This is a genomic window from Thalassospira sp. CH_XMU1458, assembly GCF_037027205.1.
GTDB lineage: Bacteria > Pseudomonadota > Alphaproteobacteria > Rhodospirillales > Thalassospiraceae > Thalassospira > Thalassospira tepidiphila.
In genome coordinates, this window is the sequence record NZ_JAYMDW010000001.1 from 1,494,580 (window position 1) to 1,508,974 (window position 14,395).

Here is a 14,395-nt window from a genome sequence, read left to right on the forward strand (position 1 = left end):
GAGAGAGCCATGGCAGAAAACCAGTGTATTGCCGGTATCTATCTTGACGAGAAATACAAGGTAAGACGCCGTCCTGAGGTCGAACATGAGCAGGCGGTGGCGATCTATGACCTTCTCGAAGAAAACCATTTCGAACCGGCTGGCGGTTTCGAAGGTCCGTATTCGGTGCATATGCGCATCGAAGAAAACCGCATCTATATGGATGTGCGCGGCGACGATGATACCGAGAACCTGACGACCATTCCCGTGCCGCTGTCGCCGTTCCGCCGGATCGTCAAAGACTATTTCATGATCTGCGAAAGCTATTACGACGCCATCAAAAAGGCCAGTGCCGCCCAGATTGAGACCATCGATATGGCGAGGCGCGGCCTTCACAACGAGGGCTCCGAGCAATTGCGAGAGCTTTTGGCCGACAAGGTGACGATTGATGAAAATACCGCGCGTCGCCTGTTTACGTTGATTTGTGTCCTTCACATCCGGGGTTAAGGCACGGTGGCAGAAGAACTCCCCGGCTCGGTTCTTTTTGCCTGCAGCTATAATGCCGTGCGTTCGGTGATGGCTGCTGCCTTGATGCGTCACTATCACGGAACCCGCATCTATGTTGAAAGTTGCGGGGTGCGTGCCGGTGAGCTTGATGGCTTCGCCGTCGCGGTGATGGAGGAAATCGGTCTTGATATTTCCTCATACAATTCCAAAACCTTTGATCAGCTTGAAGACGGCTTCTTTGATCTGATCATCACCATGTCCCCTGAGGCCCAGCACCGGGCGGTCGAGATGACCCGCACCATGGCGTGCGACGTGGAATTCTGGAATACGTTTGATGCCACGATTGTCGAAGGTTCACGTGAAATCCGCCTTGAGGCCTACCGACAGGTGCGCGACCAGATCAAGAAACGCATCCTTGATCGCTTCCCGGTCGGCCCTGCGCCCACCATGTGATCGCGTGGTTTAGTCCGCGTTGCTGAGGGCTTCGAACGCAGCGCCATCAAGCACATAGATCTTCTCATCCTCGGCATGGCGCATGCCAAGCTTTTCGTAAAACCGCTGGCCGATCATGTTTTCCGCATCGACCGACAACCGGATATAGGATTTGCCGTTTACACGGGCATGTTTGGCGACCGCAGCCACCAGACGTTTGGCAAAGCCGCCACCACGATGGCCTGGCGCGACATAAAGATCCTGAATATAAAGCCCGGGCCGTCCTCGAAATGTTGAATAGCTTGGGAAAAACAGGCACATGGCCACCGGCGTGTCATCGGCAATCGCAATCAGCGCGTCAAACGCACGGTCCTTGCCAAAGCCATCCCGCGCCAGATCTTCGGGCGTGCTTGCAATTTTATCCGCACATCCCGTTGCCTGGCCGATTTCGCAAATCATGGCATGGAGTGCCGGTGCGTCATCACGTTCTGCAAGGCGTATTTCAATGGTATGAGGATTGGTCATGCGGGGACTTTCATGAAAGGCCGGAAAGATAGCGGCATCTTAGGGCGCATACCGGCATTCGAAAAGGGCTCACCCGGTTCTTTTCGCGCAATCCTTATTCCGCACGATTTGGCAGTACAGAGACTTCGCCATTCGTTTAACGCAGTGCTGTAACGCCACGCCTGACACGTGAAAGGACTTGACCTTTTGCCCGGTTCAGAGCAGTTTGCCGCCCACCGGTATTTTGATATTGCAATACGAAAGCTAGGAGTCACATGGCTAAAGAAGACGTTATCGAGTTTCAGGGCACTGTCGTTGAACTTCTGCCCAATGCGATGTTTCGCGTGAAGCTGGACAATGACCACGAAATCCTTGCTCACACCTCGGGCAAAATGCGCAAGAACCGTATCCGCGTTCTCGCAGGTGACCGTGTCAGCGTCGAAATGACCCCTTATGACCTGACCAAAGGTCGTATTACCTTCCGTTTCAAGTAATCTGAAACCACGACCAAGCGCAAATTGACCTTGTCTGGCGGGGCGTTTACCCTTGCCGTCAGGGCGCATTTTGTTGCCTGCATCGAAATGTGAGTATTTATCACATTTTTGGTCGGAATGGTCTGGGACGGATATCCGGGAGCCACATCTTGTCGAAACTGATATTGGCATCTGCATCGCCGCGCCGTCTTGAGCTGCTTGCGCAGATCGGAATTGTGCCAGATCAGGTCGTTCCCGCAGATATCGATGAAACACCCATGCGCGATGAAAGTCCGCGTCGGCTGGCGCTGCGTCTTGCCGAGGAAAAGGCACGTTTTGTTGCCAAATCCAACGGCGGGGCCTTTGTGCTTGCCGCGGATACTGTTGTTGCGTGTGGCCGGCGTGCGCTGGGCAAGGCCGAAGACGCGGCAGAGGCACGCAAGTTCCTTGAACTCCTGTCCGGGCGTCGCCACCGTGTTTACGGGGGGATGTGCGTGATCGCCCCGGACGGAACTGAACGATCGCGCGTGATCGAGACACAGGTAAAATTCCGAACCCTTGGTTCTGATGACCTGAAACGTTATCTTTCCCATGACGAGTGGCAGGGCAAGGCGGGAGCATACGCCATTCAGGGCTTTGCCGCGACCTTTGTGAAGGCGATCTCGGGATCGTACTCCAACGTTGTCGGGCTGTCGCTGTGCGAGGTGGACGGTCTTTTGCGCGGCCTTGGCTATCACCCCAAAGAGGTTTGATCATGGCAGTTGGCGGCATCCATAACTCCCGCCTGCTGATTGATGCCGTTGCGCTTGAGCGCAGGGTGGCTCTGATCGAAAATGACCGCCTGACGCGTCTGTGGATTGATCGTGGCGGTCCCGCAAGATTTGATATCCATCTTGGCCGTATTTCCAAAATGATGCCTGAAATGGCCGCCGCCATGGTTGCGCTTGACGGGCTGCCTGACGGGCTTTTGCCGTTTGATCGCTATAACGGCCCGCTGCATGAAGGGCAGTGGGTTCTGGTGCAGATCTCCCGCCTTGGTTTTGACGACAAGGGGGTCAAGCTTACCGGGCGGATCGCGATTGAAGGAGTCGGCATGATCCTTCGACCGGGGGCCAACCATATCGAGTTGCCGCGCAAGCTTAAGGATGGCGATCGGCGCACCGAACTTCATGAATTGCTAAGCTCTCTTCAGGCCGGACAGGACGGGATCATGCTGCGTTCCGTGGCACTCGACTGGACGCGTGATGCCATCACTGCCGAATACAAACTTCTGAAATCGCAATTGCAAAAGGCCGAAAAGGCCCTGTCCGAGGCATCGAAGCCGCAACTGGTCAGCGAGGCACAATCAGAAACCGATCAGGTGATCGAACGGCATCTGATGGCGGGTGGGCAATGCGTTGTCGATGGCACAAACGAATTCGTGCGGTTGCGTGGATTGCTGACGATGCTTGGCAAGTCGGATGACAATCTTGCGCGCCATGCGGGCAGCCGACTGTTATTCAATGATCAGGATATCGAAGACGAAATTGCTGCTGCCTTGGCGCCGCGTGTCGAGTTGCAGGGTGGGGGCTGGATTGCGATTGACCCGGCAACCGCGCTTTGTGCCATTGACGTCAATGCCGCCGGGGCAGATGCCGGGCGTGATAGCGAAACCCGTGCGGTCGAGGTCAACCTTCGGGCCGCAGCCGAAATCGTGCATCAAATCCGACTGCGCAACATCGGTGGTCTTGTGGTGATTGATCCGCTTCGCATGAAATCACGGGCAGGGCGCGACAAGTTTGATGCCGCAATCCGTGATGCCTTTGGCAGCGAGCTTGACGGTGCGGTTCAGATCGGTGGCTTCACGCGATTGGGGCTTTATGAATTCAGTCGACAACGTGCGGGCGAATCGCTTCGTGCCACCTTGTTTGCCAAACAGGAACACACCCCTCTTTTGCGAGATGCTGCGCTGAATGCCGTTGTGCGCGCCGTTGTTGCCGAAAGCCGAAACGGGGTGACCGGGATGGTAAATCTGTCTGTAAACCCCGGTGTGGCGAAGGCACTTGCGGATCAGGCCGATGCGATCCAGATCCTGACAAATGCATTTGGGGGTGCGCCGCAAATTGTCGCGGACCCGACACTTGAAGACGATGCCTATCGGTTGGAGAAAAACCACCATGAATGAAAAAAAGATAACGAAAACAGCCAGCTCCGACTGCGTGGTTTGCGGCAAACCGGCTGATGAAAAATACACGCCGTTTTGCTCCAAACGCTGTGCGGATCTCGACCTTGGCAAATGGATGAATGAAAGCTATGCCATCCCCGCCGCCGAGCCACCCGAGTATCTCGAAGACCTTGAAGATGAAGAAGAATTTTAATCCGACGCGTGATCGCAAAAAAAATGCGATTTGAGGCTGGACAAGCCCCAAAGGAGTTTGTATAACCCCGCTCGTTCCGCAGGGAACACTCCGGAAACGGAGACGAAAGTCGGATTTGCCCAGGTAGCTCAGTTGGTAGAGCAGTGGACTGAAAATCCGCGTGTCGGTGGTTCGAGTCCGCCCCTGGGCACCATCTTTCGGTAGCCAAAAAAGCCCGGCCTTCTGGCCGGGTTTTTTGTTTTTCAGCTCATCTACCGGTCGATTTAATTCGGGATCGGCAGGTCAAACCCGACCTTTTCCCCATTGATCGCATTGCCGATGCCCAGAATGTTTCCCTGTTGGCTCAGCTGGAATTTCCCAGCAGCGTAGCTGTCATCCTGGCAGATCAGTTCCCACCAGCCATGGGCGGGGGCCAGTCGATCATCGCGGACAAATTTGCCAAGGCAGGTCTGCGCGCCATAAACATCAAACATTCCGCCAAAGGCATTGGCCCGAACCCAGGTGTCATAGCGCGAAAACGGCCCGATGCGCGACCAGTTCAGATTGATTTTGACCATGGTGTTGGTGCTGTAGGGCACGGTCGATGCAGATTGTTTGGCCTGCCAAGCGTCATAGCTGATTTCAGGGGCGGTTGTGGTGGTTGTTGTTTTGCAGCCGCTGATCAGCATGGCAATCCCCATGATCAGGGCGGTCTTGAAAGTGTGGTTACGGCTAAGCATCTTCGCCCTCTGGCAGATTGAATTTGAACAGACTGTAACTGACAAAACGCAATTCGCAAACGGTGCGAAACTGTTATCAATATATGACGGTGCAACCATTCAGAATCGCCCTTGCATCAACGACTTGATGGGGCCTGTGTCAGGGGTGAATGCGCAAGGTATGTGCAAGCAATCTGTATCAAATGAACCTGATTGCCCCTATTTGTTTTCAAATGAAAACAGAGGGTTGTGCAAAATGCTGATCGGTCTTTTAAGGCTTGATTTTGGGGGCGTTTCTGCCTTTTGTTGCGAAAATCTTACATTCCGCTACCATCATTCCCGCTTCTTGTTTCAACCCGCTGAAACATAAAATTGGTTACTACTTGGTGGCGGAACAGCGCGACGTCGCGCTGTGACAATAACTCGCTTAGGGGAACCAGATGGCCGAGAAGCAGATCGAGATCGAACTTAAACTTCGCATCGATCCGAAACATGTCGCGCGTCTTAAAAACGCGCCGGTCCTGCGCGAGGTCAAGGAAGGTCGTCGTCTGGTGACCACGCACCTTGTCTCCATCTATCACGACACGCCGAAACTCTCGCTGGCTGAAAAGGGCCTGGCGGTCCGTCTGCGCAAAAAGGGCGCGAATGGTTGGGAGCAGACCATCAAGGCGACCAACGGCCTGCGTGAAGCCTTGCCCGAGCGTAATGAATGGACGGTCGAGCTTGAAGAAGGTGTTCTTGATCTTGACCGGTTTACAGACAAGGACGTCAAAAAGCTTCTTAAGAAGTTTGTGAAGAAAAAGAAGATCGACCGCATTTTCGAAAGCGACCTTAAGCGCGGGGCGGTGGATCTGACCTATCGCGATGCGGTGATTGAACTCGCCATTGATCAGGGTGTTGTCCGATCTGGCGAGAAGGAAGTGCCGATCTCCGAGGTCGAGTTCGAGCTCAAGGAAGGCCATCCGGCAGCCCTGTTTGACCTTGCACTTGAGCTGCAACGTACCGTGCCGCTGTTGCTGAGCATGCGGTCCAAGGCATCGCGCGGACGTGACCTGTATCTTGGCAATGGGCCGGGTGCATATCGGGCGGCGGCGGTACAACTGACCCCGGATATGTCGGCGGAAACCGCGTTTCGTGCCGTGATCGCGCAAGGGCTTCGCATGATCCTCAGCAACGAGGTCTGCGTGCGTCAGGACCTTGATATCGAAGGGTGCCATCAGATGCGGGTTGGCATGCGCCGCCTGCGTGTTGCCCTGAACCTGTTTAAGAAAAACCTGCCTGCGGGCGAGGCCGTATTGCTCCGCCGGTTGCTGAAACTGTGCAGCAAGGGGCTTGATGGGCTGCGCGACTGGGATGTGTTCCTGACCGAGACGCTTCCAATGATCGAGGAACGCTTCCCGGATCACGCAGGTGTGGCGGAGCTGCGCAAGGCCGCCGAAAAGCAACGCGAAGCCGCCCTTGCCAACGCACGGCACATGCTCGATCAGCCGGAATACGGGCAGTTGCTTTTGCTGCTTGGCGCGTGGGCAAGCTATTCGCGCTGGGCATCAGGTGCAACTGCCGCGCAAATGAAGGCGATGGCCGCACCGGTGTCGGAAATGGCCGAACCGCTTTTGGAGCAGGCCTATAAACGGGTCACCAAACGCGGTGACCATGTTGCGGGTTTGACGACGCTGCAGCTTCATGCGCTTCGTCTTGATGTCAAGCAGATGCGCTATGGGACCGAGTTCTTCGGGGCCATTTACGGTTCGAAAAAGGTCAAGAAGTTCCGCAGTAAATTGACGACGATGCAGGAAATCCTGGGCCAGCTTCAGGACGCCGCCGTTGCCGAGGCCCGATTGATGGCACTCGCACCACAACTTTCAAAAGACGGGATGATTGCGGTCGGTCTGATATCGGGCTGGTTCGGCGCACGTGCCGATCATCGTCTTGAGGGCATCGAAGACGCCATGCATGATTTCATTGATCAGAAGGTTTTCTGGAAATAGGCACTGGGCGCACCGGTAACGTGAAAGGCTGTCGGGATCACCCGGCAGCCTTTTTCATGTCCTGGTAGGCTTCAAGAGCCCGCTCACGGCCTTCCTTGAGCCCTATCAGGGGCTCGGGATAGGTTTTCCCCAACGTCACGTCAGCGGCCTTGAGGATGAGCGGGGAGGCTTCCCACGGTTTGTGGATATATTGTTCGGGCATGTCACGCAGTTCCGGCACCCATTGGCGGACATACTCGCCCTTGGGATCAAACTTTTCGCCCTGAAGCACCGGATTGAAAATGCGGAAATAGGGGGCGGCATCGGCCCCGCAACCGCCGATCCATTGCCATGAAAACGGGTTGTTGGCCGGGCAGGCATCAACCAGCGTGTCGTCAAACCAGTCCAGACCGTCGCGCCAATGGATCAAAAGGTGCTTTACCAGGATCGACCCCACAATCATCCGAACCCGGTTATGCATATAGCCCGTATGCCAAAGTTCGCGCATGCCGGCATCGACAATCGGAAAGCCCGTCTGGCCCTTTTGCCAGGCGCGAAGGCCTTTTGCGTCATCTGACCACGGGAAATGCTTGAACTGGCCCTGAAGCGGGACAGAACGCAGATCGGTTGCGTGATACAGGATGTGATGGGAGAATTCCCGCCAGCCAAGCTCGGCGATGAATTTCGAGGCGGTCTTGCCCTTGCCCGGGTTGGCATCGGCGTAGTGGTTGGCGGCATGCCAGACCTGATAGGGGCTGATTTCGCCAAAGCGCAGATGTGGCGAGAGTTCTGACGTTACCCGACGGTCCGGGCGGTCGCGCAGATCGGCATAATCGGTAAGACGATCGTCAATAAAGTTAAACAGCTGGTCTTTCGCGCCCTGTTCGCCGGGGGTGAAACGCTCCTCAAGGCCGCCGGCCCAATTCACCGGCTTTGGCGACAGGTCAAAGTCGGTGATGTTGAATTGTCCATCAACTTCACCCTTGAATAACGCAAGGCTTTCGGGGGCGGACTTTGGTTCGCGCGGGGTGGGGAGCTTCTGACAGGCGCGCCAGAACGGGCTATAGACCTTGAAATCTGTGCCTGATCCGGTTTTGACGTCCCACGGTTCAAACAAAAGATTGGCCTTGTGGCTTTCGCAGGTCAGTCCGTGGTCCTGAAGGGCTGCCTTGATATCTGTATCGCGCTTGGTCGATGGTTTGTCATAAAGGCGGTTCCAAAACACCGCCTTGACCGGTTTGTCATTGGCAAGGATTTCCAGAACGGTTTTTGCATCCCCCTTAAACAGGCGAAGGGCGCGATCAGACTTTGTGTCGCCAAGACCGGCGATATTGCTGTTCAGCGCCGTCAGGCTTTTTTCCAGCCACCATTTCGTAGCACCACCCAATTGATCTGAAATCACGTCATCGAGGATGAAAACCGGAAGGACAGCGCCGTCATTTTCCTTGGCCCATTTGACGGCTGCCAGAAGGGCCGGATTGTCCGCCAGTCGCAGGTCGTTTCGAAACCACATCACGGCGATCGGGCGTTCGGTCATCTGTCTTCCTGTGTTTTACGGCGTATTTCGGGGGGATTGTAAGCCGGAGGGGAGAGAGCGTCACGACTGTGACAGCATCTAGAGGGAAGTCGTGCCGCTCTCTCTGGCTCGGGGTACATCAAGACTTACGTCTGATGGTTCTGACCAGTTCACTGAAACTTTCCGAAAGCACATCTTTTTTCCATCCGGCGAAACCAAGCACAAGACCGCGCACGGGTTCCGGCCCACTTTTTGACCGGGGATCGTGGAAATACGAAGACAGTGCACGACAATCAAGATCCGCCTTTACCAAGGCTTCCTGCATTTTAATGTCGTCCTGATCGCCGATCAAACGGGCACAAAGATGTAATCCCCCGTCCGAAGGCATCACCGACAGAATATCGGATGCATCCGCCGTGATCAGGTTTTTAAGGTGCGAACGCCGTTCGCCGTAGCGCAGGCGCATTTTCCGGACGTGGCTGCCAAAATGCCCCTCGGCGAAGAAGGCGCCAAGGGCGGCCTGTGTTGTCGGCGCCGGGACGCCATCAGCAAAGCCACGAATGCCGCGAAAGGCCGGAACCAGTGCCGGTGGCAAAACAAGGTAGCCAAGTCGGATACCGGGGAACAGAACGCGCGAAAACGTGCCGACATAGATCACCCGATTGTCGGTATCCAGTCCTTGCAACGATGACAGCGGCGGCCCGTCATAGCGATACTCGCTGTCATAGTCATCCTCGACAATCCAGGCATCATTATCCTGCGCCCATTGCAAGAGGGCGAGCCGCCGGGCAAGCGAGAGCGTTGTGCCCAACGGATAGTTCCGTGATGGCGTGGTGACCACAATTCGGGCCGGGGAGGGTGTTTGCGCAAGGCCTTCGATGTCGAGCCCATCCTCATCAACCGTAATCGGTTGAACCACAGCACCACTTGCCGCCAGAACGCCCCGAATGCCTTCATAGCCCGGGTCCTCTGTGGCGATAATGTCGCCGGGATCGACAAGGGCACGGGCGGCAAGGTCAAGCGCCTGCTGCGCGCCCGAAACGATCATCACCTGATCGGCATTGCAATTCACTCCGCGTGATTGCCGAAGCCATTTGGCAATTTCAGAACGCAGCAGCGGCAATCCAAGCGGATCATCAGGAATGGTCAGATCAATATCCGGCGCCCGCCACGACCGGCGCAACAACCGCGCCCAAAGATCAAACGGAAAACCGTCAAGATCGGGTGTCGCCGGGTTAAACGGGCGGGCAATGCGAAAGCGCGGAAAGCGTCGCTGATAGGTCAGCATGCGCGTGGCACTTTGACTAAGCCGTATGGGGCGGTCATTTGCCGTCTGGGATTTCTTGCATGAACTGTGGTCGCCTGTCTGCATATCCCGGTCAGGCAGGGTGCTGGCGACAAAGCTTCCGGCGCCGACACGGGTTTCAAGATAGCCTTCCGAGGTTAGCAGATCGAAACTGGTCACCACCGTGTTGCGTGAAATGCCAAGTGATTTGGCCAAATCCCGACTGGCCGGCAGGCGTTCGCCCGGATGCAACCGGCCGTCCAGAATGGCCGATCTGATCCCGTGATACAGGCGGCGATAGGCGGTGGTGCCGCCATCATCGGCGGTATTGTCCGACTGGCTTGGATAAATCCAGCTGTAATCACTGCGTACCATCGCGACCCCGGTGAAAATTGGTTCTGTCACTTTTATTATAATGGACCTTTTGAAAAGTCCAATTTGGTCCATGATCGGGCCAAATTCGACGCCTGATTTTTTGACAAAAAGGTCCCGCCATGTCTGATCAATACGAAATCCATCCCCACACCAAAGTCGTCCGGGGGCCCAACCGCGCCAGTTATGACCGCGATCAGGTGCATGGCATTATTGATGATGCCCTGATTTGCCATGTCGGAACCGTGGTCAATGGGCGCCCCGCCATGATCCCGACAGCCCATTGGCGGGTAGGGGAGCGGATCTATATCCATGGCGCGTCAAAGAACCGCATTCTGGCAGCAATCGCAGACGGGGCAGAAGCCTGTCTGTGCATCACGCATCTCGATGGTCTGGTGATGGCGCGTTCGGCGTTTCACCATTCGGCCAATTACCGTTCAGTCGTTATTTATGGCAAAGGAACGGTGGTGAGTGATGACGCCGAAAAGATGGAACATTCCCGGCTGTTTACCGAAAAACTGGAACCGGGCAGGTGGGAACACATCCGTCATCCCAACAAACAGGAACTCAAGGCGACCATGTTCCTGGGCTTCGATCTGGACCAGGTTTCGGCAAAGGTCCGTGCCGGCGATCCGGTCGATGACGATGAAGACTATGACTGGTCCGTCTGGGCCGGTGTCCTGCCCTGCACAACGACGTGGGGCGCACCGGTGGATGATGCGCGCATCAAGCCCGGGTTCGAGGGCAAAGGCTATCAGCGCAGGTAAACGCAAAACAGGCTGGCAAATCTGCCAGCCTGTTTCTTTTGGTCTTTAAGGATGGTCAGCGCCAATCAGTCGACCATGGCAGCGGCAATTTTCGCACCCAGGCGCGCATTGTTGCGCACAAGGGCTATGTTGGCTTCAAGGCTTTTGCCCTTGGTCAACTCGGTGACGCGGGCCAGAAGGAACGGGGTCACATCGCGCCCCTGAATGCCTTTTTCCTTGGCCTCGATCAGGGCATCTTCAATTGCCCCTTCGATTGCTTCGCGCGCCAGTGCCTTGTCGGCTTCTGGCGGGTTGCCAATAACGGCGCCACCTTCGAGGCCGAATTCCCATTTCGAACTCAGGAAAGCTGCAAGTTCTTCGGGGGTATCAAGGCGGAGCGGCGCCTTCTGACCGCTTTCGACCGAATAGAATGCCGGGAATTCATCGGTGCCATAGGCAATAACCGGCACGCCAAGCGTTTCTAGATGTTCAAGCGTTTTGGGGATATCAAGGATCGCCTTGGCCCCGGCGCAGACAACCGCAACACTGGTTTTGCCAAGTTCGGTCAAATCGGCCGACACATCGAAATTACCGGCAAGATCACGATGAACCCCGCCAATGCCACCGGTGGCAAAAACGCGAATGCCGGCTTTTTCCGCCAGGATCATGGTTGCCGATACGGTGGTAGCACCATCAAGCTTTTTGGCAAGGCAATAGGGGATATCACGGCGCGACAGTTTAAGAATGTCGGTTCCCTTGGCGAAATATTCTAGTTCCTCGGGGGAAAGCCCGATTTTGCAACGACCGCCAATCACGGCGATGGTGGCCGGGATCGCACCGTTATCGCGCACATCCTGTTCAACCGCACGCGCGGTTTCCAGGTTCTGCGGATAGGGCATGCCATGGGAAATGATGGTTGATTCAAGGGCAACAACAGGCTTGCCTGCGGCAAAGGCCTCTGCGACCTCGGGGGCGATATCAATATAGTCCGACATTCCGAAATGCTCATATCTGGTTTAAAGTTTTAAAGGCCAGAATTAAACAGATCGGCCTTTGAAATCCAGCGCAAAGCAGGGTGGTTTGCGAATGGCTGCTGTGCGTGCCGGTATCCGTCGATGCCGCCCCGGCATGGCACCTGTGTCAGGCACTGCATTGTAAGTCTCTGATTTGGCGGCTATCGTAAACCCACCACCAACCCGTTCAAGGCCCATCTGAGAATGCATTCCAAGCCCACCCTGACCACCGGCCTCCTGATCTTTATGGCGGTCGGAAGCGGCCTGTCCGTTGCCAGTCTTTATTATGTTCAGCCATTGTTGGAACTGCTTGCCCGTGAATATGGGCTGAGCGAAACCAGTGCCGGGTTTCTGGTGACCGTGGCACAGCTTGGTTATCTGACCGGGTTGATTGCCGTGGTGCCGCTGGGGGATCATCATGAACGGCGCAAATTACTGACCGTGACCTCGGCCCTGACCGCGGTCGGGTTGCTGGCGATGGGGCTGGCGCCGTCATTCTTGATGCTGGTGGTGTTCAGTATCTCGGTCGGGATCACCTGTGTGACTGCGCAAATCCTTGTGCCGCTGGCTGCCCACCTGGCGACCGATGATAAACGCGGGTCTGCGGTGGGGGCAGTGATGAGTGGCCTGTTGCTGGGCATTCTTCTGGCCCGGACTTTTTCGGGCATCATGGCGGAGCTTGCCGGATGGCGGTCGGTGTTTATCGCCGCCTCGGTCCTGATGGCGATTTATGCGGTGGCCTGTTACCGGATCATTCCGCATATCCCACCGACCTCGCATACCAGTTACCGCACGCTGTATCTGTCGATCCTGCATCTGTTTCGTGATGAACCGGTCCTGCGTCGCCGCAGCCTGATTGGCGGGCTGCAATATGCTGTGTTCGGGATTTTCTGGACGTCGATGGCGTTCATGCTGGTGCGTCAATATGGCATGTCCGAAGCGGTGATCGGGCTGTATGGCCTGATTGGTGCAATCGGCATTCTGGCCGCGCGCATTGCCGGAAAGCTTGCCGACAAGGGATGGGCACGGCTCAGCACCGGTGCTTTCCTAATGACCACCGTATCAAGCTGGGGACTGCTGTATTGGGGGCAGTGGTCACTGATTGCCTTTGCGCTTGGTGTGGTGTTGATCGATCTGGGCATTCAGGGGGCGCATATTTCCAATCAAAGCGAGGTTTATCGCCTTGATCCCGAGGCCCGCAGCCGTCTGACCACGGGCTATATGGCGAGTTATTTCCTTGGGGGTGCCTGTGGCTCCGCCAGTTCAGCCATTGCCTATGGCATGGGCGGCTGGCCTGCTGTTGTGGTTCTTGGGGCCGGGGTGTCGGTCTTGTGTGTTGTGATTTGGACCGGAACCGAGTTGCGCTTTCCGGTCAGCCAGATGAAACACGGCGGATAGGCCAAACCCGAAATGCCCAAAGCAAAACGGCCGCCCCATCGGGACGGCCGTTTGCGCAAAAAAGGATCTAAGCGGTGCTTAGTTCTTTTCTTTGTCGACGAGCTGGTTTGCAGCAATCCACGGCATCATCGCGCGCAGTTTGGTACCAACTTCTTCGATTTCGTGTTCAGCATGCAGACGACGGGTTGCCTTGAACATCGGCTGACCGCAATGCATTTCCTGAACGAAGTCACGAACGAACTTGCCTTCCTGAATGTCGGTAAGAACTTCTTTCATGCGTTCTTTGACAGAAGGATCGATCACGCGCGGGCCGGTGACATAGTCGCCGTATTCTGCGGTGTTGGAGATCGAGTAACGCATGTTGGCCATACCGCCTTCATACATCAGGTCAACGATCAGCTTAACTTCGTGCAGGCACTCGAAATATGCCATTTCCGGCGCATAGCCAGCTTCGGTCAGGGTTTCGAAGCCGTATTTGATCAGCTGGGTCAGACCGCCGCAAAGAACAGCCTGTTCGCCGAACAGGTCGGTTTCGCACTCTTCACGGAAGGTGGTTTCGATAACGCCCGAACGACCGCCACCGATTGCCGATGCGTAGGACAGAGCAACTTCAAGCGCGTTGCCAGATGCGTTCTGCTCAATAGCCACGAGGCACGGAACACCGCCGCCACGCTTGTATTCGGAGCGAACCGTGTGGCCAGGGCCCTTCGGTGCGATCATCATGACGTCAAGATCAGCGCGCGGCTCGATCAGGCCGAAATGAACGTTCAGGCCGTGTGCGAACAGAAGGGCAGCACCCTGTTTCAGGTTGTCGCGCAGCTCATCAGCATAGATCGCAGCCTGATGCTCATCGGGGGTCAGCATCATGACAACGTCTGCCCAAGCAGCAGCTTCGGCCGGGGTCATGGTTTTCAGACCGGCAGCTTCGGCTTTCTTGCGGGAGCTTGAGCCTTCACGAAGACCAACAACAACTTCCTTAACGCCGGAATCATGGAGGTTCAGCGCATGGGCGTGGCCCTGCGAACCGTAACCAATGATGGCAACTTTTTTGGATTTGATCAGATTAACATCTGCATCGCGGTCGTAATAAACACGCATCTTTCGATACCTCTGGACGTTGGACCACGCTGATTTTCATGCGTGGCGGA

At 55.9% G+C, this 14,395-nt stretch carries 15 protein-coding genes and 1 tRNA gene; 10 read left to right on the plus strand and 6 right to left on the minus strand.

What is annotated here, in order from left to right; all coding sequences use genetic code 11:
• Window positions 1–9 precede the first annotated feature (9 nt).
• Both WBY09_RS06670 and WBY09_RS06675 read left to right on the plus strand, forming a co-directional pair.
• Window positions 10–486, plus strand: a complete 477-nt coding sequence (locus tag WBY09_RS06670) for a UPF0262 family protein (protein WP_008891761.1) — start codon at window positions 10–12, stop codon at window positions 484–486.
• A gap of 6 nt (window positions 487–492) precedes the next feature.
• A complete protein-coding gene (locus WBY09_RS06675; RefSeq protein WP_008891760.1) occupies window positions 493–939 on the plus strand; it encodes an arsenate reductase ArsC in 447 nt (148 codons plus the stop codon).
• A gap of 9 nt (window positions 940–948) precedes the next feature.
• Here WBY09_RS06675 and WBY09_RS06680 read toward each other — a convergent pair whose 3' ends face one another.
• Complete coding sequence (locus WBY09_RS06680; RefSeq protein WP_197145543.1) at window positions 949–1,443, minus strand: GNAT family N-acetyltransferase; 495 nt, start codon at window positions 1,441–1,443, stop codon at window positions 949–951.
• 254 nt (window positions 1,444–1,697) lie between these two features.
• Here WBY09_RS06680 and infA point away from each other — a divergent pair, with 254 nt between their 5' ends.
• The 5 genes from infA to WBY09_RS06705 all read left to right on the plus strand — a co-directional run bounded on the left by infA (window position 1,698) and on the right by WBY09_RS06705 (window position 4,445).
• Window positions 1,698–1,916, plus strand: a complete 219-nt coding sequence (infA, locus tag WBY09_RS06685; RefSeq protein ID WP_007092059.1) for a translation initiation factor IF-1 — start codon at window positions 1,698–1,700, stop codon at window positions 1,914–1,916.
• Between the two features lie 149 nt (window positions 1,917–2,065).
• Window positions 2,066–2,647, plus strand: a complete 582-nt coding sequence (locus tag WBY09_RS06690) for a Maf family protein (RefSeq protein WP_197145542.1) — start codon at window positions 2,066–2,068, stop codon at window positions 2,645–2,647.
• 2 nt (window positions 2,648–2,649) lie between these two features.
• A complete protein-coding gene (locus WBY09_RS06695) occupies window positions 2,650–4,059 on the plus strand; it encodes a ribonuclease E/G (RefSeq protein ID WP_197145541.1) in 1,410 nt (469 codons plus the stop codon).
• Window positions 4,052–4,252, plus strand: a complete 201-nt coding sequence (locus tag WBY09_RS06700) for a DNA gyrase inhibitor YacG (protein ID WP_008891756.1) — start codon at window positions 4,052–4,054, stop codon at window positions 4,250–4,252. The genes WBY09_RS06695 and WBY09_RS06700 overlap by 8 nt, the downstream gene beginning before the upstream one ends.
• Window positions 4,253–4,369: 117 nt before the next feature.
• Window positions 4,370–4,445: transfer RNA gene (locus WBY09_RS06705), tRNA-Phe, on the plus strand.
• Between the two features lie 70 nt (window positions 4,446–4,515).
• Here the strand turns inward: WBY09_RS06705 and WBY09_RS06710 are convergent.
• Window positions 4,516–4,971 (minus strand): hypothetical protein, encoded by a 456-nt coding sequence (locus WBY09_RS06710; protein ID WP_197145540.1) that lies wholly within the window; start codon window positions 4,969–4,971, stop codon window positions 4,516–4,518.
• A gap of 419 nt (window positions 4,972–5,390) precedes the next feature.
• On the opposite strand from WBY09_RS06710, the gene WBY09_RS06715 reads away from it, so the two are divergent.
• A complete protein-coding gene (locus WBY09_RS06715; protein ID WP_336232300.1) occupies window positions 5,391–6,938 on the plus strand; it encodes a CYTH and CHAD domain-containing protein in 1,548 nt (515 codons plus the stop codon).
• Between the two features lie 37 nt (window positions 6,939–6,975).
• Here the strand turns inward: WBY09_RS06715 and WBY09_RS06720 are convergent, their stop codons facing one another.
• Window positions 6,976–8,454 carry a cryptochrome/photolyase family protein gene (locus WBY09_RS06720; protein WP_336232301.1) on the minus strand — a complete coding sequence of 493 codons (1,479 nt, stop codon included), beginning with the start codon at window positions 8,452–8,454 and terminating at the stop codon, window positions 6,976–6,978.
• Between the two features lie 118 nt (window positions 8,455–8,572).
• Window positions 8,573–10,123, minus strand: coding sequence for a MocR-like pyridoxine biosynthesis transcription factor PdxR (gene pdxR / locus WBY09_RS06725; RefSeq protein WP_336232302.1), 1,551 nt, complete (start codon window positions 10,121–10,123; stop codon window positions 8,573–8,575).
• Window positions 10,124–10,212: 89 nt separating this feature from the next.
• Between pdxR and WBY09_RS06730 the strand changes: the two genes are divergently transcribed.
• Window positions 10,213–10,857 carry a pyridoxamine 5'-phosphate oxidase family protein gene (locus tag WBY09_RS06730; RefSeq protein ID WP_336232303.1) on the plus strand — a complete coding sequence of 215 codons (645 nt, stop codon included), beginning with the start codon at window positions 10,213–10,215 and terminating at the stop codon, window positions 10,855–10,857.
• 65 nt (window positions 10,858–10,922) lie between these two features.
• Here WBY09_RS06730 and WBY09_RS06735 read toward each other — a convergent pair whose 3' ends face one another.
• Window positions 10,923–11,831: a pseudouridine-5'-phosphate glycosidase gene (locus WBY09_RS06735; RefSeq protein ID WP_336232304.1), complete on the minus strand. Its 909-nt coding sequence runs from the start codon at window positions 11,829–11,831 to the stop codon at window positions 10,923–10,925.
• Window positions 11,832–12,053: 222 nt separating this feature from the next.
• On the opposite strand from WBY09_RS06735, the gene WBY09_RS06740 reads away from it, so the two are divergent.
• Entirely contained in the window at window positions 12,054–13,247 is a 1,194-nt protein-coding gene (locus WBY09_RS06740) for an MFS transporter (RefSeq protein ID WP_336232305.1), read from the plus strand.
• A gap of 78 nt (window positions 13,248–13,325) precedes the next feature.
• On the opposite strand, the gene ilvC is transcribed toward WBY09_RS06740, so the two are convergent.
• Window positions 13,326–14,345 carry a ketol-acid reductoisomerase gene (ilvC, locus tag WBY09_RS06745; RefSeq protein ID WP_008891746.1) on the minus strand — a complete coding sequence of 340 codons (1,020 nt, stop codon included), beginning with the start codon at window positions 14,343–14,345 and terminating at the stop codon, window positions 13,326–13,328.
• Window positions 14,346–14,395: the final 50 nt, after the last annotated feature.